The 20,457-nt window shown below is 62.0% G+C and carries 18 protein-coding genes and 1 pseudogene; 11 read left to right on the forward strand and 8 right to left on the reverse strand.

The window, feature by feature from the left end; translation table 11 throughout:
• Nucleotides 1–266 precede the first annotated feature (266 nt).
• The 8 genes from NKH43_RS30155 to NKH43_RS30190 are packed head-to-tail and all read left to right on the forward strand — an operon-like array spanning nt 267 to nt 8,317.
• Nucleotides 267–668, forward strand: coding sequence for a hypothetical protein (locus tag NKH43_RS30155; protein ID WP_352642483.1), 402 nt, complete (start codon nt 267–269; stop codon nt 666–668).
• Nucleotides 665–1,471, forward strand: coding sequence for a glycosyltransferase family 2 protein (locus NKH43_RS30160; protein ID WP_352642485.1), 807 nt, complete (start codon nt 665–667; stop codon nt 1,469–1,471). The genes NKH43_RS30155 and NKH43_RS30160 overlap by 4 nt, the downstream gene beginning before the upstream one ends.
• A complete protein-coding gene (locus NKH43_RS30165) occupies nt 1,471–2,616 on the forward strand; it encodes a glycosyltransferase family 4 protein (RefSeq protein WP_352496281.1) in 1,146 nt (381 codons plus the stop codon). Before NKH43_RS30160 ends, NKH43_RS30165 begins: the two co-directional genes overlap by 1 nt.
• Entirely contained in the window at nt 2,592–4,592 is a 2,001-nt protein-coding gene (locus tag NKH43_RS30170) for a putative glycosyltransferase family protein (protein ID WP_352861238.1), read from the forward strand. The genes NKH43_RS30165 and NKH43_RS30170 overlap by 25 nt, the downstream gene beginning before the upstream one ends.
• Nucleotides 4,593–4,635: 43 nt before the next feature.
• Nucleotides 4,636–5,337 (forward strand): hypothetical protein, encoded by a 702-nt coding sequence (locus NKH43_RS30175; protein ID WP_352496279.1) that lies wholly within the window; start codon nt 4,636–4,638, stop codon nt 5,335–5,337.
• A 14-nt stretch (nt 5,338–5,351) separates the two neighbouring features.
• Nucleotides 5,352–6,632 (forward strand): glycosyltransferase family 4 protein, encoded by a 1,281-nt coding sequence (locus NKH43_RS30180; protein ID WP_352861240.1) that lies wholly within the window; start codon nt 5,352–5,354, stop codon nt 6,630–6,632.
• A complete protein-coding gene (locus NKH43_RS30185) occupies nt 6,623–7,960 on the forward strand; it encodes a lipopolysaccharide biosynthesis protein (protein ID WP_352496277.1) in 1,338 nt (445 codons plus the stop codon). Before NKH43_RS30180 ends, NKH43_RS30185 begins: the two co-directional genes overlap by 10 nt.
• A 39-nt stretch (nt 7,961–7,999) precedes the next feature.
• Nucleotides 8,000–8,317 (forward strand): hypothetical protein, encoded by a 318-nt coding sequence (locus tag NKH43_RS30190; RefSeq protein WP_352642490.1) that lies wholly within the window; start codon nt 8,000–8,002, stop codon nt 8,315–8,317.
• 136 nt (nt 8,318–8,453) lie between these two features.
• On the opposite strand, the gene NKH43_RS30195 is transcribed toward NKH43_RS30190, so the two are convergent.
• From NKH43_RS30195 to NKH43_RS30205, 3 genes are all read right to left on the reverse strand, one after another.
• A complete protein-coding gene (locus NKH43_RS30195) occupies nt 8,454–8,636 on the reverse strand; it encodes a hypothetical protein (protein ID WP_352496275.1) in 183 nt (60 codons plus the stop codon).
• A 474-nt stretch (nt 8,637–9,110) separates the two neighbouring features.
• A complete protein-coding gene (locus NKH43_RS30200) occupies nt 9,111–10,241 on the reverse strand; it encodes an acyltransferase family protein (protein WP_352861242.1) in 1,131 nt (376 codons plus the stop codon).
• Between the two features lie 284 nt (nt 10,242–10,525).
• Nucleotides 10,526–11,272: a hypothetical protein gene (locus tag NKH43_RS30205; protein ID WP_352861254.1), complete on the reverse strand. Its 747-nt coding sequence runs from the start codon at nt 11,270–11,272 to the stop codon at nt 10,526–10,528.
• A gap of 202 nt (nt 11,273–11,474) precedes the next feature.
• Here NKH43_RS30205 and NKH43_RS30210 point away from each other — a divergent pair.
• A pseudogene (locus NKH43_RS30210) lies at nt 11,475–11,787 on the forward strand (hypothetical protein); the annotation flags it as partial.
• Nucleotides 11,788–11,789: 2 nt separating this feature from the next.
• Here the strand turns inward: NKH43_RS30210 and NKH43_RS30215 are convergent.
• From NKH43_RS30215 to NKH43_RS30230, 4 genes are all read right to left on the reverse strand, one after another.
• The gene (locus NKH43_RS30215; protein WP_352496272.1) at nt 11,790–12,968 is read right to left on the reverse strand and encodes an acyl-CoA dehydrogenase family protein; all 1,179 of its coding nucleotides are present in this window, start codon (nt 12,966–12,968) and stop codon (nt 11,790–11,792) included.
• A 78-nt stretch (nt 12,969–13,046) separates the two neighbouring features.
• A complete protein-coding gene (locus tag NKH43_RS30220) occupies nt 13,047–16,022 on the reverse strand; it encodes an amino acid adenylation domain-containing protein (RefSeq protein WP_352861244.1) in 2,976 nt (991 codons plus the stop codon).
• 39 nt (nt 16,023–16,061) lie between these two features.
• The gene (locus NKH43_RS30225) at nt 16,062–17,090 is read right to left on the reverse strand and encodes a TubC N-terminal docking domain-related protein (protein WP_352642494.1); all 1,029 of its coding nucleotides are present in this window, start codon (nt 17,088–17,090) and stop codon (nt 16,062–16,064) included.
• Between the two features lie 309 nt (nt 17,091–17,399).
• The gene (locus tag NKH43_RS30230; protein ID WP_352861246.1) at nt 17,400–18,011 is read right to left on the reverse strand and encodes a 4'-phosphopantetheinyl transferase family protein; all 612 of its coding nucleotides are present in this window, start codon (nt 18,009–18,011) and stop codon (nt 17,400–17,402) included.
• 314 nt (nt 18,012–18,325) lie between these two features.
• Between NKH43_RS30230 and NKH43_RS30235 the strand changes: the two genes are divergently transcribed.
• Nucleotides 18,326–18,649 carry a hypothetical protein gene (locus tag NKH43_RS30235; protein WP_352861248.1) on the forward strand — a complete coding sequence of 108 codons (324 nt, stop codon included), beginning with the start codon at nt 18,326–18,328 and terminating at the stop codon, nt 18,647–18,649.
• On the opposite strand, the gene NKH43_RS30240 is transcribed toward NKH43_RS30235, so the two are convergent.
• Nucleotides 18,627–19,481, reverse strand: coding sequence for a class I SAM-dependent methyltransferase (locus NKH43_RS30240; RefSeq protein ID WP_352496795.1), 855 nt, complete (start codon nt 19,479–19,481; stop codon nt 18,627–18,629). The two genes, NKH43_RS30235 and NKH43_RS30240, sit on opposite strands and share 23 nt — an antisense overlap.
• 774 nt (nt 19,482–20,255) lie before the next feature.
• Between NKH43_RS30240 and NKH43_RS30245 the strand changes: the two genes are divergently transcribed.
• Nucleotides 20,256–20,457 (forward strand): transposase (locus tag NKH43_RS30245; protein WP_352861250.1); only part of this gene is annotated, 202 nt, incomplete at its 3' end.

Here is a 20,457-nt window from a genome sequence, read left to right on the forward strand (position 1 = left end):
AGCTCTAAACGGTTTGGCAACGCTGCCAACACAGCTGCTGAAGATGATCGGTGCCGCTGCCGTACTGTCCGCGCCGTGGCATGGCTCGAACTAACCTAAATGGATACCCCCAAGGAGCTAATCATCTATTGTTTTTCCCTAACCATCTATCGTTCTTCCATTTCAGATCTGCATCAGTAATGTTCGGGTAACTAAAGATTAAGATGCCATCTAGGTCACAATCTTATTTCACATCATCTTGATTTCACTTTCCGGGGAGTCTGCACATGGCTAGATCAAGCACATCCGTGGATGTGGCGGTCATTGGAGCGGCCCCCTACCTGTCTCTGGCCGCGCATTTACGTGCGCGAGATGTCGAGCACCGGATTTTCGGGGAGCTCATGGGGTCATGGCTCATGGGGTCATGGAAGCATTTCCTGGGCCCAACGCTGTTGCGCCAGATCCGCCTGGTTGAGGGCGCGCCGCAGCTATCGGCCCATTACGAGACCTCGGTGCCTGGCCTGCATTTCATCGGTCCCGCCGCCGCGAACAGCTTCGGCCCGGTGTGTCGATTCGTATACGGGACCTATCACCCGGCCCATCATCTCGCTCGACACCTAGCGGCAGTTCTTGCGCGCTTCCAGCCCGCCTCCTGGGTTCCATCGTACGACCTCAAAGCGCTGTCATGAACGCCCGTCTCGCCAGCATTCTCGCCCCTGTCGGTGGCGTACCGTCGCCTGACCCGATTGATTTCGCGCTGCGCCGATCGCTGACTCTGCCCCGGGTCAGCTTCGTCGTCCCGACGCTCAATGAAGCCGAGAACCTCCCTTGGCTTCTGCCGCGCATCCCCAACTGGGCGCATGAGATCATTATCGTGGATGGTCGCTCGACCGACGACACGGTCGCGGTCGCGCGCCGCCTGCGCGAGGACGTGAAGATTGTCATGCAGCCCCGGCGGGGCAAGGGTGCTGCACTGCAGGCAGGATTCCTGGCCGCCACAGGCGAAATCATCGTCATGCTGGACGCCGACGGCTCCATGGTGCCGGAGGAGGCGATCGTCTTTGTCAGTGCGCTGATGGCCGGCGCGGATCTCGTCAAGGGTTCACGCTTTATCCAGGGCGCCGGCACCGACGACATGTCGCTGTTCCGGATGTTCGGTAATAAGGGGCTGACCCTGTTCGTGCGGCTGCTCTATGGCGGTTGGTTCTCCGATCTATGCTACGGATACATAGCCTTCTGGACCAAGCACGTCGCCACGCTTGACTGCGATTGCGATGGGTTCGAGATTGAGACCCTCATCAACGTGCGGGCCTTGAAGAACCACCTCAATATCGTCGAGGTGGCGAGTTTCGAGGCTTCGCGCATCAGCGGTGTGAGCCATCTGCGCGCCATGCCGGACGGCTGGCGCGTCCTGAAGACCATCCTGCGCGAGAGGGTGCACCAACAGCGCAGGCGGAGCGTGACAGCCTGTGTTGTCGGTGGACAGACCTGATGCGAATCCTGATGGTTGCCGCTCGCTGCTACCCCCTCATAGGCGGCATCGAAACTCACATCCAGGAAGTCGGTCCCCGCTTGGTGGCGCGTGGCCACGCCGTCGACGTGCTCACCACCGATCCCTCGGGGGAGTTGCCGGTTGAGGAGGAGGTGCGCGGCATGCGCGTGCGGCGCGTGCCGGCCTGGCCGAGGGAGCTGGACCTATATTTTGCGCCCGGCATTTATACCGCGATCCGGCGCGGGACTTGGGATCTGATCCATTTCCAAGGTTACAACACCTTCGTGGCGCCGATCGGGCTGCTCGCCGCCATCCGCGGGGACCTGCCGTTCATCCTGACCTTCCACAGCGGCGGGCATTCCTCCCGGCTGCGCAACGCCGTGCGCGGCACACAGCACGCGCTGCTCCGGCCGCTGGTGGCCCGGGCCGCGCGGCTGATTGGCGTCTCCGAATTCGAAGCCAGCTTCTTCAGCGTGAGGATGGGCGTGCCGCGGGAACGGTTTGTCGTCATCCCGAACGGCGCCGCGATGCCGGCTCCGAGCCCCGGCATCAAGGTCGATCCGCACCTGATCGTCTCGGGCGGCAGGCTGGAGCGCTACAAGGGCCATCATCGGGCGATCGCGGCCTTGCCCGAACTAATCCGCCGGATACCGGACGTGCGACTGCACATCGTCGGAACAGGCCCGTACGAGAGAGAATTGCGGCGCCTCGTCGCGACGCTCGGCCTCGAGAAGAGGGTCACAATTGCGGGTATTCCCGGATCCGAGCGGCAGCAAATGGCAGACCTCCTGGCGAGCGCCGCGCTGTTCGTGCTGTTCAGCGACTACGAAGCCCATCCGGTCACCGTAATGGAAGCCCTGTCGCTGCGCCGTCCGGTCCTCGTCAGCGACACGTCCGGTCTGCGGGAGCTGGCCGCCAACGGCCTGTGCAGGGCGATTCCGCGCAACGCCGGTCCGGGAGAGCTGGCCGCCGCCATGGCCGAGGAACTGGAGGCCCATCGGGAGGTCCCGGATTTGGCGCTGCCCGACTGGGATGCCTGTGCGCAAGCGCTGAGCGACGTTTATTGTGAGGTCCTGAGCAGCCGATCCGCGGTCCGCTTGCCCTCCGGCGGCGTGACATCGTGGCCTCCTGCGACGAGGGCATGATGCTGATGATGCCGGCTCATTTCACCGCCGGAGCCAGGGTCAACCCGCTCCAGGCCGGGATACGATTCGTCTCGGCCGTTGTCGGTCCCGACCTTCGCGACGGCAGCGCCGATGCCCCGTCGCAACGCGCCAGTTCCGGATGGATCGCGGTTCTATGCCTGACGACCGCCGCTGCTCTACTCCTCGTCGTGACCGGGCACGCAGCCGGGCGCCGGGGCTATGACGTGGCGCCGCCGCTCTTCTGGTCGGGTGTCGTTCTCTTGGTCGCTCCGACCAGCCTTCGCATCGCCTGGCCGACAACAGCCCGGGGTGAGCGCCTGGTCCTCCTGTTCCTGCTTGCCGAAGCCCTGCTCTACTGCACGATAGTCTATTCCCCGACGAGCTTCAGCGGTTACGACGAGGTTTTGCACTGGATCGCGGCCGAGGATCTCATCACGGCCCGCCGGCTGTTCCTGTCCAACCCGCTTTTCCCTATCGGGCCAACGTATCCCGGCCTGGAAATCCTGACGATGGCGATCGTAGATCTGACAGGACTGCCCTTGTTCGTATCGGGGACGCTCTTGTTGGTCATCCTCAAGGGCACGTTCATCGGTGCCCTGTTTCTGTTCCTCGAGAGCATCGCCGGATCGCCGCGTATCTCGGCTATCGCCTGTCTGGCCTATATGGGCTGCTCAACCTTCTTCCTGTTCGATTCAATGTTCTCCTACGAGAGCCTCGGCATCGTGCTGTGCGTGCTGACCTTCGCGGTCGAGGCAGCGTCCAAGGATCTCGTCGGGCGACCGAGGCTGAAGTCGCTCTGGCTGATTGCCTTGCTATTGGCAAGCCTTGCGGTCACGCATCACCTCTCGGCCGCCTTCGCCGCCATCTATTTCGGAGCGCTGGCAGCCCTCGAGGCTTTGCGCCGGCACGACCCCCTGCGGATCAAGACCAGCATTGCCGTGGGCCTCGCGGCGATCCTCGCCATAGTCCTGCCGACCCTGTGGGTGCAGGCCCGTGGCATCCCTCTCACAGGCTATCTCGGCCCGGTGATCGACTCCGGCTTCGACACATTGCTCGGGAAGATCCTCGGCGCGCCCACACCGCGGTCGGAGCACCTCGGAGCGCCGGACAAGGCCCTCTACATGCGGCTGACCACCTTGCTGGCGCTCCTGCTGGTGGTACTCGGACTGGCAACGGGATTCTTTCGGTCGCTGGCCATGGCAGCGCCGAGTGGTGCGCGGTCCGGTTGGCGTCCGATCCAGGACATTTTCGAACGCCGCTGGCGCGATAGCCGCCTCGTGCTCCTCAGCTTGCTGGCCTTCGGGCTCCCAGTCTCGGTGGCCTTCCGACTGACCGTCGCCGGATGGCAAGTCGGCAACCGCATGGGAACGTTCGTGTTCATCGCCGTCGGGCTGGTCGTCGCGGTGAGCATCGTCCACTTCTGGCAGGGCCGCACGCCACGCGGGTGGCGCCGCATCGCACCGGCCGTTGCTCTGGTGATCATCGTCCTGGGCGGCGTCACGAGCTCTTCGATTAATCCGATCCATGGACGCTACAGAGTGGCCGCAGATCAGGAATCGATCGAGCCGATGGGGATCGAAACGGCACGCTGGGCCAAGGAATGGCTCGGTGCCGGCAACCGCTTCACCACCGACCGCATCAACCGCCTTCTGCTTGCGGGCTACGGCCGGCAGGACGTCAGGGTCACTATCGTCGAAGGCGTCGATGCCGCGCGCATATTCGAGGCCGAGACATTGGGGCCCGACGAGTTTTGGGCCTTAGCGGGAAGCGACATCGATTTCCTGCTGATTGACCTGCGCCTGACCACGGCCCCGCCGGTGCTCGGCTTTTACTTTCAGCCGTGGCAAGCGCCGCGGGGAACGCCGCTCTCGGGCGCAGCGCTGCTCAAGTTCAATGACGTCAAGGGCGTCACCCGCATCTACGACAACGGCTGGATCGTCATCTATGACGTGAGGGGATTGCATGAGAATTTGTAGCAAGCGGGACCTTCTGGCCGCGTGCATGTGGGCGGGGGCCGCGGTGGCGGCCGTTGCGGTCAGCGACAGCTTGCTCCTCCGTACTGCCCTGGGCGCGCCCATGGTGTTCCTCGTCTCGGGCCACACGGTGCTGCGGGCCATTGGCGTTAGGACCACCTCCGCGTTGCAACACTTCGTCTACGCGGTCGGAGCAAGCCTCGCCGCTGGTATTGCCGGGGGCTTTGCCCTGAACGCCGCAGGCTTCCTTACGCCTCTCGGCTGGGCGGTGTGGTTCTGGGCCGTGACGGCCGCCGCGGCACTGGTGGCCGCCGGCCGCCGCGACACTCCCGATCTGCCAGCCTGGCCGGCTCCGGCGGGGGTCCGGCTCTGGCAGGGGGCCGCGCTCATGCTAGCGGTGCTTGTGGCGACCGGAGCCTATGCGCTGGCCGTCCGGGACGAAGCGGCCTACCGGGAGTTCAAATACACCGCGTTCTGGTTGTTGCCATCGGCCAGTGGCGAGTCCGGCCGGATCACCATCGGCATCAGGAGCGCCGAGACTCAACCTCAGCGATTCGACGTGGAAATCACCCTGGACGGGCAACCGTTCGCCGTTTTCCGATCGATCGCCGTCGCGCCGGGCGACACCTGGGCGCGGGAAATCCCGGTGCCTGCCTTGGCAACTCGCCAGACGGCCGAGGCGCGGCTCTATCGACCGGAAGACAACCGGCTCTATCGCAGCGTTTCGACGCTGGTGCCGGGCATCTGAAACGAGGCTCGACCATGCGCATCCTGCTGCTGTCGCAGTTCTATCCGCCGGTGATCGGGGGAGAGGAGCGGCACGTCCGCAACCTCGGCGCGGCGTTGGCGCAGCGGGGCCATCATGTCAGCGTCGGGACCTTGATGCATCCCGGATCGCCCGAAACCGAGCTGGACGGCACGGTCCGCGTGCATCGCCTGCGCGGCACGTTCCAGCGCCTGTCAGGCCTCCACACCGATCCCGAGCGCCGCCACGCACCACCTTTCGCGGATCCCGAACTGGTGCTGGCCCTGAAGCGGCTGGTCACCCAGGAGAGGCCGGACATCGTCCACGCCCATAACTGGATCTACGCGTCCTTCCTGCCGCTCAAAGTTTTGAGTGGGGCACGCCTCGTGGTCACGCTCCACGATTACGGCCTTGTCTGCGTCAAGAAGAACTTCATGCACTTGGGCGCCCATCTCTGCAGTGGCCCAGCGCCGGCCAAATGCTTACATTGCGCCACTGGGCATTACGGGGCCGTCAAGGCAGCCGCGACCACTTTGAGCAACTGGGCGTCGAGCTTCGCCGCTCGGCGCGTGGTGGACCGCTTCATCGCGGTGAGCCACGCGGTGGCGCGTCACACCGGACTCACCCAAGGCGGCGCCCCCTACGAGGTCATCCCCAACTTCGTGCCCGACGATGTCGGGGTGCTTGGCCCGGAAGATCCCTGCCTGCGGGAGGAGCTACCTGGGGATGGATTCATCCTGTTCGTCGGTGACATGATGCGCCTCAAAGGCATTGACGTTCTCCTGCAAGCCTATGCCGGCCTGGAGCGGGCGCCGCAGCTGGTCCTGATCGGGCGCCGGGTCGCCGACACGCCAACCGAATTTCCGCCGAACGTTCGAGTTTTCAGCATGTGGCCGCATTCCGCCATCATGCATGCATGGCGGCGCTCACTGTTCGGCGTGCTGCCATCGCTGGGGCCCGAAGCCTGTGCGACAGTGATCATGGAAGCGATGGCGTCCGGCAAGGCAGTCGTTGCAACCGACGTCGGCGGCATGCCTGATCTCGTCGATCATGGCGAAACAGGGCTTCTCGTGCCGCCTGGTGATGCGCATGCCCTGGCCCACGCGATGCAAACACTTCTGGAGGACCGCAACCTGCTTGCCCGCCTGGAGGCGACAAGCCTCGCCAGGGTGGGGCGCCTCAAGGCCGGAGCGGTTGTGACCCGGATCGAGCAGGTCTACCGGGACGTCCTGCGCCCAGCCGCCAGCAGGTCGGCGGTGCCGGCGCACCAAGGGTCGGGAGAGCCTTCATGCCGGTAGGCCTCGCCGGGACGGCCATTGTTCGCGTGCGCCGGGCGCTTCAAAAGAACGCCACGCTCGTCACGAATTCCGGCGCTCTGGCGATCGGAACGATGGCAGCGGCCGGTCTTGGGTTAATCTATTGGTTGCTCGCCGCCCGGCTGTTTCCGCCGGAGGTGATCGGCAAGGCCTCTGCCCTCCTGTCCGTGATGGGGCTCGTCGGCCTGCTGGGGGAGGGCGGGCTCGGGACCCTGCTGATGGGCGAAATCGTTCGGCACCCGGGCAAGGAGCGCGGCCTCGTGGCCGCGGCAGCGTCCGTCGGGGTGGCGCTGGCGGTTGGCTTCGCCTTGTTGTTTGTCTTCGGGGAGGCGTATCTCAACAGATCGACCGGGCCGATCGACGGTTGGTTCGTGGGCGTTGCGTTCGTCCTCGGCTGCTGCCTGACCGTTCTCAGTGCGGTGGTCGACCAGGCGCTCGTCGGCAACTTGCGCAGCACCGGCAGGATGATCCGGCAAGTGCTGTTTTCCACGTTCAAGCTGATGCTGATCGCCGCCGCCGCAGCCGCTGGCTACGACTCCAATGCCGCGATTCTTCTGACCTGGGTGGCCAGTATGCTGGCGTCCTGGATCGGCGTCGATCTCTTGACCCGCGGCGGCGCGCGTCACCTCGTTGGGCCCCCCGATTTCCCGCTACTGCATACGCTTCGACGCAAGGTCTTTGACCACTACACGCTCGATGTGGCCTTGCAGACCCCGGGCCTCATCATGCCGTACCTTGTGGTAATTCTCCTGTCGCCGGCCATCAATGCCGCCTTCGTATCGTTGTGGATGGTGGTATTCATGGCCTCGATCATTCCCGCAGCCATGGCTACGGCCCTGTTCCCCGTGATCAGAGCAAGCCCGAAACAATCCAGACACAACATCCTTTTGTCGCTCATGGCGTCATTGCTCTTCTCGCTGGTCTGCGCCGTCTTCGTCTTCACCTATTCGCAGGAGGTCCTTGCGGTCTTCAATCCGACCTATCCTGAGATCGCCGGTTCGAGCCTGCGCTTTCTCGGTTTTAGCCTGCTGGGATTAACGCTCAAATTTCATGCCTGCACGCTGGCGCGGCTGAGCGATACGATGCGCAAAGCATCTCGCTGGTTCATGCTTGGCGGATTACTGGAACTGTGCTTCGTGGTCGCGGGGGCGAAGCTTGATGGACTGCAAGGCCTGGTCCTAGGCTGGACGCTCGCCATAAGCATCGAGGGTGCATGTGCGGCCCTCGTTTTGGCATTCGCAACGAAGCTGAATTCCGCCAGCGGTCCTGTGCACGAAGGGCCGTCTGTTGCGTCACCATCTGAGACTTGAGGAGACACCGCTCATGGCGCAAGGTTTTCGACCGCAGGATTGCGCGCTGAAGATTGGTTAGGGGCATTTTGGCGCGTTCCGATTGCTGCTCGCGATTTTCGTGGTTCTGCAGCACTTCCTGGCAATCTCGTGCCAGAGCCCATCGCAACGGCGCCGCTACCCTATGAGTTTGGGAACATCGCCGTTCTGGTCTTCTTCGCCCTGTCGGGCTTTGTGATCAGCGAGGCGGCCGATCGGATTTATGCGGGGAGGCCCGTCGCCTTCATGGCCAACCGTTTGCTCAGGATCCTGCCGCATTTCGCGCTCGCGACGATATTGCAGTCCTTACTTCTCGCAACCACTCTTGTTCTGGCATAAATGACGCAGCAGAGATCTCTGCCGGCGGCGGGCCTTGGCATTGCGGCGGCTTTTGCGCCCATCTTCAGGCTCGCCCTGGTAAGGAGGGCACAGCCGATATGCGGATTTGAGCCTTACTTTCGTGTATGGCTGTGCGCTACTTCGCCCTGAGCGGCGGCACCAGGCTCAGTTGGGCCACCGCCGCCGTGGCTTGCGCGGGCATAGTCTCGCGCTTCTCCTGCGCCAGCCGGCACATGACCCGGTGCTCGGTTTCGAACGAGCAGTTGCGACCGAGTTCACTTTGCTTGTAGGGCTCCTCGGCCTCATGACCGTGCTCCATGCGTCTGCATCGGGCCATTCCGCTGGATCGACCGGGGGCTCGGGGATTTCACCTATCCCATTTACCGTTGGCAAAGTGAATTTCATGATATTCGTTCTCTGGTGACTGCGGAATACTCCTGCACTGGCTTAATCGGAGGGCTGGCCTTGAGTTTGATTGCGACATACGGGCTGCGTGGCCTGGTCGATTGGAAAATTGACTTGCTATGGGATGCTGTTCGGGGCGGCCAAATCGATTGATTCAGTGGATGAACCCGACATGGGCGGAAAGGGCTGCTGGGCGTACTGGCCAAGATGCGAGCCGATACGGGCCAATCGTCCTGATGCGATCCGCATGTTCAACCCGGTTTCCATCACGACAGCATGGGAGATCGTTGCCGCCTCTGGACGAACCACGATATTGGTCGATCTGTCGATGTGGTTGCGGACTTGACGCCGCACGACTAACCCAGCCGCGCAGCTACCGGATGGCAATTCAGGCGACCCGCGCAGGCAATGGCATCCGCCTGATCGGCGATCCTCGGAGCAATGCGGAGATCGGCCGCTCGATGGTCCGATAGAACACAAGGCCGAACAGGTTTGACAGCAGCAACGCCGCCAGTACAAAGAACACGGCGGTCACTGTCGTGATCGGGAGCACCATTTTTAGCCCCGCGACCAAGAAAATGTGGAACAGATACGTGCTATATGATGCGTCGCCCAGCGCCTCGGCAATGGTTTCAAACCTGCCACCCGATACGGGCGCGGCGAACGCGCACGCCGCAACAGCCACTGCGCCAGCTATCCAAATCGAAATGACTTCCGGAAATGGCAGACGCGACGGGATCCGAAAAACGATATTCACAAGGATCTGGGCCACAAGTAGAGCCACCGCGATCCAAAATGGATAGCGAAGAACAAAGCGGCGCCCCAAGTGGTGTTTCAGCACGCCGATCGCCATACCAGCCGCAAACAGGAGGATTATCGGATCGGCGAAGAACGTCAATACTGTCTGTGCCGGTGTACTATTAGAAAACGGCTTCACCAAGGATCCCTCTGCGACGACAGCACAAAAAACTAGAAACACACCAGTCAAACCAATGCGCCGAGGCAATATTAAGGCGACAGTGAATAACGCATAAAAGAACATCTCGTAATTGAGCGTCCAACCTTGCCCGAGTACTGGCTGCATGTCCATACCGGGACCAGTCGGATAAGGAATAAAGGTCAGCGACTTAACCAGTTCAATTATAGAGGGTTCTCGAGAGAGCGGAGCAATCTGATACAGCGCGAACGCGACAAATGTGGCGATCCAGTAGGTCGGCACAATACGGATGAGCCTGCGTTTGGCAAAACCTAGAGACTTTGAGAAGCTGCCAAAGTCACCATAAGAAATGGTAACCATGACAAACCCGCTGATGACAAAAAATGTCGTCACACCAAGTCCACCAATACTAAACGCGACAGGCCTAAACCACTCCGGAAGAATGCGATGCTCGACGATAACATCAATTGCATGGCTCAGGACGACAAGCGATGCGGCAATTCCGCGTAAAGCCTGGACGTGATGATTTCTCGGCCTGACCATAGTGGCGGGCTCGGAGCTGTATTCTGCATCCATGGCCATGGCGCGTAGCTTTCACTTTCGATGGTCGCCATCCGGCCCCGAACTGGTCGAGCATGGGTCGACGAGCAAGGCTATCGTGACCCATCACCGCCACCGGCACAACTATCCCTTTGTGGGCACTCCTTCCGGATGACACACCGCCCGGGGCGAAGTGACAAAACTCGGCCAATGAGCACATGGCTGCGCTGCTGCGGGAGCCCCTCAATGGCAGACCGGATGTCCAACCCAGTCGCGACCGAGAGCCCCGTGCAGTGCACTCCATGGCAGAGATGACGCTGAGACAATCAGCACCTCAACCCTGGTTGATCTTTCCGGTACGTTGAAATCGGTTCAGTTTTGCCGGAGCGCCAGATCACACGGCGCAGCGTTTCTTTCGCAGCTTGCGCTGTCTCCAGCAGCGCCGGACCTGGATCGTCCCAGCGCCAGTAGGCGCTATGAATCCGATAACTCGGTGGATAGAGACAGCCGGCGCCAAGGAGCCGGGCCGAGATGAAATCCCTGAATTCATCGCGCCAGACGTGGGTCGGATCAAGCATCAATGGTGGGTGTGGCTGCCCGGCGGCGTCGTAATAGCCGATATGACAGAGATTGACGCCACAGAGGGCGGAGATCTCCACCTGGCCATCGATCCGGCCAACGGTTGGCTCGACAAACCGAAAGCTGCCGTCACGCTGGTCGCGCTTAAATTCCATGCTGGCGAATCCGTTTGTCAAACCGATTGATCGGAAGAAGCGGATTGTCAGATCCTCCAATTCCTCGGCGACTTCCGGCGCCGCCCAGCAACTGGCGGTCACGCCGATCTGAGGCGGCCAGGAACGGCCTTTGCGGCCCGTAAAGGCGACCGAAGCACCCGGGCGCAGGTAGCACAGGCAAAAGTAGATGGAGTCATTCGACCCCTCGATCCACTCCTGAACAATCACCTCCCCGACCGCGTCCAGCACTTGCTCGCAGAGCAACCGAGCGTCGGCTTGGGTCTCGATGCGATAGGCCTTCTTGAAAGAGCCGTCATACGCCGGGCTGTTTGGCTTCACGCAGAATGGAGGGGCGAAGCTTGATGGACTTCAAGGCCTGGTCCTGGGGTGGACGCTCGCCGTCAGCATCGAGGTGCATGTGCGGCTTCGTTTTGGCCTTCGCGATGAAGCTGGATTTTGCCGCCGGCCCCGCGCACGAACGACCGCGCCCCCCGCTGCAGACTTGAGATGTAATCCATGGCTCGTGTTTGGTGGCGACGCGGTTGTGGCGGCGATCTGGACGGCACTGAGCTGGTGCACCGGAAAAAAAGGCCCGTTGACCGCCAGATTCGCGGCGCTTCGCATCCGCATTGTCGACGGGCCGCCTCGGCCTCGACCACTTCGAGGGCCGCTCCTGGCAGGGTCTGCATCGACACGCGCTCATGGCCATGATCGCTTATACTTTCCTCTAGCGCCGCCGCCTGAGAGCGGGTGGGGGAAAAGAACAGCCGAAGGACCCCTCAGCCAACCATACCCGCCGTGCGAAGAGCCCTTCACGCAGCCACGCCAGAGCGATGTCCTTACTGCCGCATTAGGCTCACGACATCGACGCGACCACCTCCAGCATCACCTCCGTCGCGCCGCCGCCGATGGATAGGACGCGGGCGTCACGCGCTATGCGCTCGATCGGGCTCTCGCGCATGAGGCCCATAGCGCCATGGAACTGCACGCACGTATACACGACCTCGTTGACGAGTTCGCCGCAGATGGCCTTCACCATCGAGACTTCGCGCAGGCAATCTTCGTCCGCCGCCATGCGCCAAGCGGTGGCATAGAGAAACTGGCGGCCTGCCTCCACCTTCGCAGAGAGCATCGCGAGACGTTCACGGATCGCCTGCATGTCCCATAGGACGCCCCCGAATGCGCGGCGAGCTTTCACCCAGGCGAGGGTCATATCGATCGCCGCCTCGGCCGCCCCTATCGCCATGCCGGCGAGGACAAGGCGCTCGTTCTGGAAGTTGCGCATGATGGAGTAGAAGCCCTGTCCCTCCGCGCCGAGCACGTTCTCGGCGGGGATACGGCAACCGTCGAAGACGAGCTCCGCCGTGTCGGAGGAGCGCCAGCCGTGCTTGTCCAGCTCGCGGGCGACGCTGAAGCCTGGTGTGCCCTTTGCGACGAGGAACATCGTGATCCCGTGGCTTCCTGCCGAGGGATCGGTCTTGGCGGCGACGCAGTAGAGATCCGCGTGGGCGCCGTTCGTGATGTAGAGCTTCGTGCCGTCGAGTACGTAAGAGTCGCCCTCTCGGCGGGCGCGCGTGCGGATGGCCTTCACGTCCGAGCCAGCATCCGGTTCCGTGATGGCGATCGCGGTGATCACCTCGCCGCTGATAATGCCCGGCATCCAGCGGGCCCGCTGGGCTTTGGTCCCGTCGTGAAAGACATGCACGGAAGCCATGTCGGTATGGACCAGCGTCGCGATGGCGACGCCGCCATAGGTCGAACGCCCGAGCTCCTCGGCGAAGATCGTGGATGCGACCGCGTCCATCTCGGCACCACCATACTCGGCCGGGTAGCGGATGCCGAAGAAGCCGAGTTCGCCCATGCGGCGCAGGATCGGGCGGGGAATGAACCCGTCCTCTTCCCAGCGATCCGCACGGGGCTTGATCTCCTCCTCGACGAAACGGCGCACCTGGTCGCGTAAGAGCTCATACTCCCCCGCCGCCCAAGGCAGCCCCGGTCCTCGCGCCGGTACCCAAGCTTTGTCCATCCTCTTCATCCGCTCTCCTGTGCCGTCCAACGCAAAAGCGTCCGTCCGGATTGGTTCCCCAAGGCCATTCGTAGGCCTTCCGGTAAGCTAGAGTTCGATTTCCTCCCTCGGTCCTTCCGAGGCTGAAGGGGCACTGGAATCGGCCACCCAGAGCATTCCGTCGATCACTTCCGCCAGTCCGGCCACTGTCGAGCGCTCGAAGAGGTTGCGAAGCTGCACGTCGACGCCGAAGGTCTCCCGCATGCGCGACACCGCCCGCATCACGAGGAGCGAGTGCCCGCCCAGGCCGAAGAAGTTGTCGTCACGGCCGATCGACTCGACCTTTAGGAGATCGCACCACAGCGCGGCCAGCGTCTTCTCGGTCTCCGTCGAGGGGGCGACGAAGTCTTGTGCAGGCTGGATGTTTTCCGCCGTCGGCTCGGGAAGCGCGGAGCGGTCGATCTTGCCGTTGGACGTGAGCGGCATCCGTTCGAGGCGAACATAGTGCGTCGGAATCATGGACTCCAAGAGTTCTTCGGCGAGGTGGGCGCGCAGGTCCGCCACGGTCAGGGGTTTCGACGTGACATAGTAGGCCACAAGTCGTGCGATGCCGTCTTCGGCCGCTGGCGGTTCGACATAGCCGATTTTGGCCATAATCTCCTTGATGCGGGGTACGTCCAGCTCGTCGTTGAGTTCGTCAATGGCTTCATCGCGCGTCTTCTGGCCGAGACGCACATCCCAGCTGTAGGGAAGGGCGTAATTGTGATGTCCCCGCTGCTTTTTATGAACGTAGATGCCGACGTCGTTGATGAGGCAGTTCGTGGAGCGTCCTGTATCCGCAGGCCGATCCCATCCCGCCTGCGTCTTCAGGAAGTCGAGCATGTCCTCCAGAGGGACGCTCCAGTAGCGGTAGAAGTCGATGAACTTCACTTCCTCGAATAATGAGTCGTTCCGGAAGGCATCCACGTCGAGAAAGCGCGACACAGCATCCTCGCGGCGGTGATACTCCTTGCGCGCCTCGGCGATGAGCGCGTCCAGACGGGCCGGATCGTAGTCGTCCCGCTTGAAGACCTCCTCGGTCAGGCGCGTCTCAAAGAACTGGCCGCGGGACAACCCCGTCACGATGTACCCGATCCCTCGCTCGCGGGCGACGTTCGTGGCCAGGGTGTAGATCGTCTTGAAGCAGCCGTTGCAGACGTTCGCGAACCGTTTCAGGCTGTCGACGAAGATCTCGTTCATATGCGGCGTGCTTCCCCAGTGGTGATCCACGCCGAGGGAGTTCACGAGCCGCCTGATATTGGCCTTGGCTCCTTCCGAAATGAAACCGTTGTCGAGGGTGAAGGTAAGCGGCTTCACCCCCATGGCGACGAGCTTGCACAGCATAAAACTGCTGTCTTTGCCGCCGCTCAACAGCACGATGCAGTCGTAAGGTCCCTTCTTGTTACCCCGCATCTCCGCGATGAGAACCTGGAGGTCATCCGATGTCTTGAAATAGGTCTGCGCCTTGTCGACATAGGTGTCGAAGGCCCGGCATAGATTGCAGACGCCTGCCGCATCGAATGTCGTGCCAGGCAGGCCGGACTCAACACCGCACCGTTCGCAATAACGCACCTGTGTCGCTGGTTTCGCCACCGAGGTGGCGATGGCAGCGACAGCGCACTCCTGAACGTGCGGGTGCTTCAGAAGCCGCGCTTCGATCTCGCCCAGCTCGACACGCGCGCCACCAACCTTCACCTGATGATCGGCGCGGCCGAGAAAGTCCAGGCGCCCTTCCGAGTTCCAGCGGGCAAGATCGCCCGTCTTGTACAGCCGCAGCTTCGAAAACCCATCTCGGGGATCCGTGGCCGTGAGGAAACGCTCGTCGGTCAGGTCAGGGCGATTGAAATAGCCTCTCGCGAGACCGTCGCCGGCAATGAACATCTCACCGATGATGCCAGGGGCGGTGGGTTGATGTGCCTTGTTGAGGACGTAGATGCCCGCATTGGCGGCCGGAACGCCGATCGACACCGATGCGGATTGATCCCGGTCGATGTCGAAACGGTGAATCATGCAGCCAACAGTGGCTTCGGTTGGCCCGTACTCGTTGTAGATCTCGACACGATGGGGGATGGCTTTCATGATATCGCGAGCCAACTCGGTTTTGAAGTCCTCACCACCCACGATGAACTTGCGAAGCCTTGTGGTCTCAAGATTGCGGTCGCGGATCATCGCGAGATGCGCCGGCGTCAGCTTCATGATATCGACGGCATTGTCGTCGATGACCTTGAGCACGACCATGCTCTGGACTCCGGGATCACCAAGATAGACCACGATGCGGCCGCCGGTGATGAGTGGCGTGAAGAGCGTCGTGACGGTCAGGTCGAAGGCGAGGGATGAGAAAAGGGGCCATGCGAGACGTTCGCCGGAACTGTACACCCGAGCGGCCCACCAGATATAGTTCATCAGGTTCCGGTGCTCGATCACGACGCCCTTGGGCGTGCCGGTCGAGCCGGAGGTGAAGATGACATAGGCGGCGCCGTCCGGAGTGGCAGCGGACGGTCGGGCCGAGTCCGGCTGATTCAAAATCGACCCGAAATCGGCGTCGAGCACGAAAATGTCGGCAAGGTTCGGGGAAATGACGGATTGCAGGCGCGCCTGAGTGATCGCCACCGGCGCCCGCCCGTCGGTCCCGTTGGCAATGTCCTTCAGGATTGTTGCCAGACGCCCCTTCGGCGTTGCCGCATCCACCGGTACATAGGCTGCGCCGGACTTCAGGACGCCTAAGATCGCGACGACGACTTCAATGGAGTGCTCCATGAACACAACGGCAATTTGACCCGGCCCCACGCCGGTCGAGCTCAGATGCGTGGCCATCTGGTTGGAGCGTTCGTTGAGCTGCTGGTACGTCAGCGTTGCATCGCCGAAGCGGATCGCTTCAGCGTCAGGACTACTCGTCGCCTGGTCGCGGAAGAGATCGATGATCGTCCTGTCCGACGGGTAAGGCGCTGCAGTGGCGTTGTACCCGACAACCAGCGCCTGATGATCGGCATCTTTCAGCAGGGGAAGCGCTATGCCCTCCGCCGCGATAGGTAGGACTTCATTCATGAGATACGCTCCCCATCTCGCGGAAATCAAAAAATCAAATCACGTCAATCGTTCAGCTTTTTGGGTTGCCTGGCGATAAAGCTCTGCGATGGCAGGTGCGTCCGGTTCCTCCAGCATAAGGGGATCGTTGCAGTCCTCGGGCCCGAAATAAAATTCGGCATGGGGCACCACTCGAAGCCATCGGTGAGGTGCGGCACCCGATCGCAGCCAGGCCTTGTTCGGAAGGAATATGCATACTCGACCCGAATACGGAGTGGGAATGTACCGCCGCAAAGCCGTGATCGCCGTGGATTTGAGTCGAGCTCTGCTCGCCAGCACCGGATCTGTCGTGACAGGCTCTTTGCTTTTGCGAACGAGGGTCACGAGGGCGCGGACGCGCTCGCTGAGATTCCGGAGGCGACTGCCGAAATATCGGAGACGGGCGCCGAATGTCGGCAGCTTCGCCATCTCTCGCAGGAACGAATGGGCGCTGCGCTTGGCAAAGAAATACACCAGACGCGGCAATTCCTTATAGGTGGTGGGGTGAAGAGGGCCAAAGAGCGCTATGCATGGGACCTTCGCTCCGCGTTGACCCAGGATTTTCGCCAGTTCGAAAGCGGTTGCAGCGCCGGAGCAGTAACCGGCGATGATGTACGGACCGGTGGGCTGATATTCGACGATCTGGCGGGCGAAGTACTCGGCGATATCTTCGACGCAGTCCATCGGCTCGCTCTGCCCATCGAAGCCAGACGGTTGGAGTGCATAAAACGGTTGATCGCCGCCCAGGTGCTTCGACAGGTCCGAGAATGAGAAGGGCGCCCCGATATGCCCGGGTACGGCGTAAATGGGCGTGCGTGTTCCGCGAGACTGCAGGGGAATGATTGCAGGCTGTTGCCGGGCCGCCGCCGTGGCCATATTCAGAAACGCGATGATCTCGCCCTTCCGGTCCCGCAACTGGTCGCGAAACTCGGCCGTCAATGCGCCAGCTGGGGCGTTGCACCGCAGCCGGTCGCCCTCTACCCAGACCTTGATGTCCTTGACCGCGAGATCTGCGAGAAGCTCCGGGAACTGCATCACGTCCGCCGACATAGGGCCTTCCGATCACTTTCTTCATGATTCACGACGGAGCCAAAGTGGTTCCCGCGTCCCAGCTCCTCCAGCACGACGGTTTCATCGATGAAACTGCCGCCTCTTTCTCCGTACGCCCGGGACATGTCAGTGAAGCGCTGTCCCGTGTTCTCGACTACGCCCCACCGCGAAGTGTGGGAACAAGTGCGGTTCGAATGAACTTGCGTGCAGTCCAATGGAATTGGTTGAGCTCCTCGTTTATCCGCGTTTATCCGCAGTGCATCGTAAGTGAATGATGGCATCGCGGACACTTCAATTCCGGACTACCACTCAATTCCAGACTACCACGGTCCCGATGTACCCAGGCTTCGGTATGAACCTACGCACAGCCCAATCCCTTTCATCCCAAGAAAGGGGCTGTCCTAAGCCGCACCCCAGGGCCTTAGAGATAGCCTCCAGCCGGGTCCACCGCCGGAGGAAGCCTTGCAGCCGGTCTTGCGGACCAAGGGCGGTGTAGGATCCATACTCGGAGGCGGAAAAGCAGAGCGCTGCGATCTCGTCCGCTTCGGGCACAGGGAGAACTGCCTCGATGTCCACCCCGACCTCCTGCCTGGTCGAGAGGGCGACGACCGCGACATCTCCGGATCGTGAGACGCTGAAGCGCAAATCGCGAGCAGGCATGCGGTGCGAGAGGTGGGGTTTGCCTAGGCGTCCATATTCTAGTTCGACGTCGGACGGCGAGATTCCCAGTTTGGAAGCGAGGACCCGGCGCAGCTGCCCACGGGTAGCGACAAAGCGGAGGCGGTCCCGCTCCAGTCTCAACCCCTCGGCGCGCCGACGTTCCTCTTCGTTGAGGCAAACGCCTATCGCGCGGATGACGTTCTGCTCCGCATCGAGCATGAATGCCAGGACCTCCAAACCATCATTCTCGAGAACCGGCATTATGATCCCGGGTCTCAGCTCGACTTTATCCAAAAAGTTTGAAGGGGGCGGTGCCGGCTCCACAAGAGGCTGACTGACGCCGAATCTGACGGGTCGAATTAATCGATGTCCCGGCCGAGTCGAGACAGCATGAAAATTCCGGCTCGCGCCCAATGCGCCATGGCGATCGTCCCCGCCCGCGCCAGAAAATTGGATACAGTCGAGCTCTGGGCAGCAGTCAGAAGTCATGCGTGATTCCAATCGCTGGGAGCGCTCATGCGCACAAGTGCAATTCTTTCTAATGAACGGCAGGGCCATTCATTAGGATTTCCCCGATGAAACAATCAGGAATGGGCGAACGCAAGGAGCGCCTGGTGGATATTTTGATGTATGGATGGGCTACATCAAAAGATCCAGACACGCTGCTGCTCGCAAGGGGCCTGCCGGAGGCGAAACTGCCAAACTTATCTTGCCTACACATGAAGGCCCCTGGCCGAACAGCACGGCCTGCTTTCGAAAACCAACCTGCTCAAAAGCGCTGGACAATTCACGATAGCTGTGTTCCTTCAGGTGAAATTCAGTTGCGAAGGGCAAGGCCCTGGAAGTCCCGGCCGCGCGCCCTGAAGTCCGGCGCTGTTATTTGGTGGCGACTGCCGTGATGCCCATCAGGACGCCGGCCAATTGATTGTGCCGCAACCGAGCCGGAAGCCGTTGCACAGCCCGTTCGATGCCGTGCAGCAGCCGGTAGGGCGGCGTGGCGAGCCAATATCCGGCGACCACCAGCGGGAACTCGATCGTGCGAAAGCCCGCCTGGAGCATCAGGGCGCGCAGTGAGCGGTAGTCGTATTCCCGCATGTGCGTACCCGTCGCCACCTCGTCGAAAAACATCGAGATATCGTGCGGCCCCGTGACGCTGCTAGGGGTAGTGCACACATAGTGCCCGCCGGGCCTGAGGACCCGGTGGATCTCCCGGAGCTGAGCCTCGGCGTCCTCCACGTGCAGATGCTCCATGAGCTGGTCCGAATGCGCCAAATCGACGGAGTTGTCCGCGAGCAGGATCTCGACCCCGTCCGTCTTCAGGAAGCGGAAATTGGCCGGAGCAACGGCGAAATCCACCAGGGCGTCCGTGACATCGAGGCCCACTACCTGACGGGTGATCCCGGACAGCGCGAAGGGCAGCGAGGCGTCACCGCAGCCGATCTCCACGTACACGTCGCCGCGCCCCATCAGAGGCTTGAGGGCCCTGACCTGTTTCGCGATCCGGTCCGGGCGCGAGCCGATTGCGGTTTTCTGCGGGTGGTCCGGCAGGCTGTTGAACAGTTCCGAATAGACCTCAGGATAGAGTCGGGACCGCTCGTCGCGGGAGGCGGCCCGCAGCCGATCCGCGAGCCGGCGTTCGAGTTCGTAGTGCGCGATCAGGCGCTCGGGCGGCCGTGTGTCCTTGCAGCGCCGCTGGATCGCGACATAGTCAGACTTCAAATTCGTCAGCACGCGCGCCCCATTCGATCTGCCCGCTTCTTGTGGCCTAGTCTGAGACCCTGGCGACCGGCTGGCGCGGTCCACCCGGCAGCCGAGCGGCCCAGCACAAAGGCCTTAGGGAGAACCTCGGCCCGACAGTTGAAATCCCCGGCCAGCACAGAGTGTATCCATGCAGAACAATCCTCCCTCGATGGCCTCCCAGTTTCTGACCGCACCCCTCCCAGGGCGGTGACCCCGGAGGGCCTCAAGACAAGCAGGAGGGCCTTCATTCCCCTGCGGCGGGCCGCCTGTGACGTGGGAGTGATGTGCTCGGAATTGTATTCTGTATCCGTGGCCATGGAGCGTGGCTTTCACTTTCAACGATGGCCATCCCGTCCCGAACTGGTCGAGCACGGGTCGACGAGCAGCTCTGCCTTATCGTGAGCTTTCTCCGCCAGCGGCACAACTATCCCTTTGTGGGCACTCCTTCCGGACAAAGCACCGCCTTGGGCGAAGTCACAAAACTCGGCCAATGAGCACATGGCTGCGGTGCTGCAGGAGCCCTTCAATGGCACCACCGGATGTCCAACCCAGTCGCGACCGAGATCCCCGTGAAGTGCGCTCCATGGCAGAGATGACGCCAGCCAAGGTCGCGTCCCTACAGGTGGTGTAGCTCGGCGGTAGCGAAGCCGCTTGCGAGCGCGCTCTCGATAGCGCTGTAGCGAGCGAGCGGCTTTGCGGTGGTCATCGACAGTTCGCCGGTAAGGTCGGGGTTGCTGACACCAACCCATTTCGGAAGGACCACCGATGACCGACGACATGATGAACCTGCGCACGCTCGTGGAGAAGACCCCTGATGCCGATCTCTTGCGCGAGATGATCGGCTTTGCCGCCGAGCGGCTGATGGAACTGGAGGTTGGGGCCGCCACCGGCGCCGCCTATGGCGAGAAGAACCCGCTTCGTCTCGCCCAGCGCAACGGCTACCGGGAACGCGACTGGGAGACGCGGG

Source organism: Mesorhizobium sp. M1163 (assembly GCF_040318415.1).
In the GTDB taxonomy this organism is placed as follows: Bacteria; Pseudomonadota; Alphaproteobacteria; order Rhizobiales; family Rhizobiaceae; genus Mesorhizobium.

What these genes read in the sequence shown, in the direction of transcription:
- NKH43_RS30155 (WP_352642483.1), top strand. Translation starts at nt 267, where the DNA reads ATGGCTAGATCAAGCACATCCGTGGATGTGGCGGTCATTGGAGCGGCC.
- NKH43_RS30160 (WP_352642485.1), top strand. Translation starts at nt 665, where the DNA reads ATGAACGCCCGTCTCGCCAGCATTCTCGCCCCTGTCGGTGGCGTACCG.
- NKH43_RS30165 (WP_352496281.1), top strand. Translation starts at nt 1,471, where the DNA reads ATGCGAATCCTGATGGTTGCCGCTCGCTGCTACCCCCTCATAGGCGGC.
- NKH43_RS30180 (WP_352861240.1), top strand. Translation starts at nt 5,352, where the DNA reads ATGCGCATCCTGCTGCTGTCGCAGTTCTATCCGCCGGTGATCGGGGGA.
- NKH43_RS30185 (WP_352496277.1), top strand. Translation starts at nt 6,623, where the DNA reads ATGCCGGTAGGCCTCGCCGGGACGGCCATTGTTCGCGTGCGCCGGGCG.
- NKH43_RS30195 (WP_352496275.1), bottom strand. Translation starts at nt 8,636, where the DNA reads ATGGAGCACGGTCATGAGGCCGAGGAGCCCTACAAGCAAAGTGAACTC.
- NKH43_RS30200 (WP_352861242.1), bottom strand. Translation starts at nt 10,241, where the DNA reads ATGGCCATGGATGCAGAATACAGCTCCGAGCCCGCCACTATGGTCAGG.
- NKH43_RS30215 (WP_352496272.1), bottom strand. Translation starts at nt 12,968, where the DNA reads ATGAAGAGGATGGACAAAGCTTGGGTACCGGCGCGAGGACCGGGGCTG.
- NKH43_RS30220 (WP_352861244.1), bottom strand. Translation starts at nt 16,022, where the DNA reads ATGAATGAAGTCCTACCTATCGCGGCGGAGGGCATAGCGCTTCCCCTG.
- NKH43_RS30225 (WP_352642494.1), bottom strand. Translation starts at nt 17,090, where the DNA reads ATGTCGGCGGACGTGATGCAGTTCCCGGAGCTTCTCGCAGATCTCGCG.
- NKH43_RS30230 (WP_352861246.1), bottom strand. Translation starts at nt 18,011, where the DNA reads ATGCCGGTTCTCGAGAATGATGGTTTGGAGGTCCTGGCATTCATGCTC.
- NKH43_RS30235 (WP_352861248.1), top strand. Translation starts at nt 18,326, where the DNA reads ATGAAACAATCAGGAATGGGCGAACGCAAGGAGCGCCTGGTGGATATT.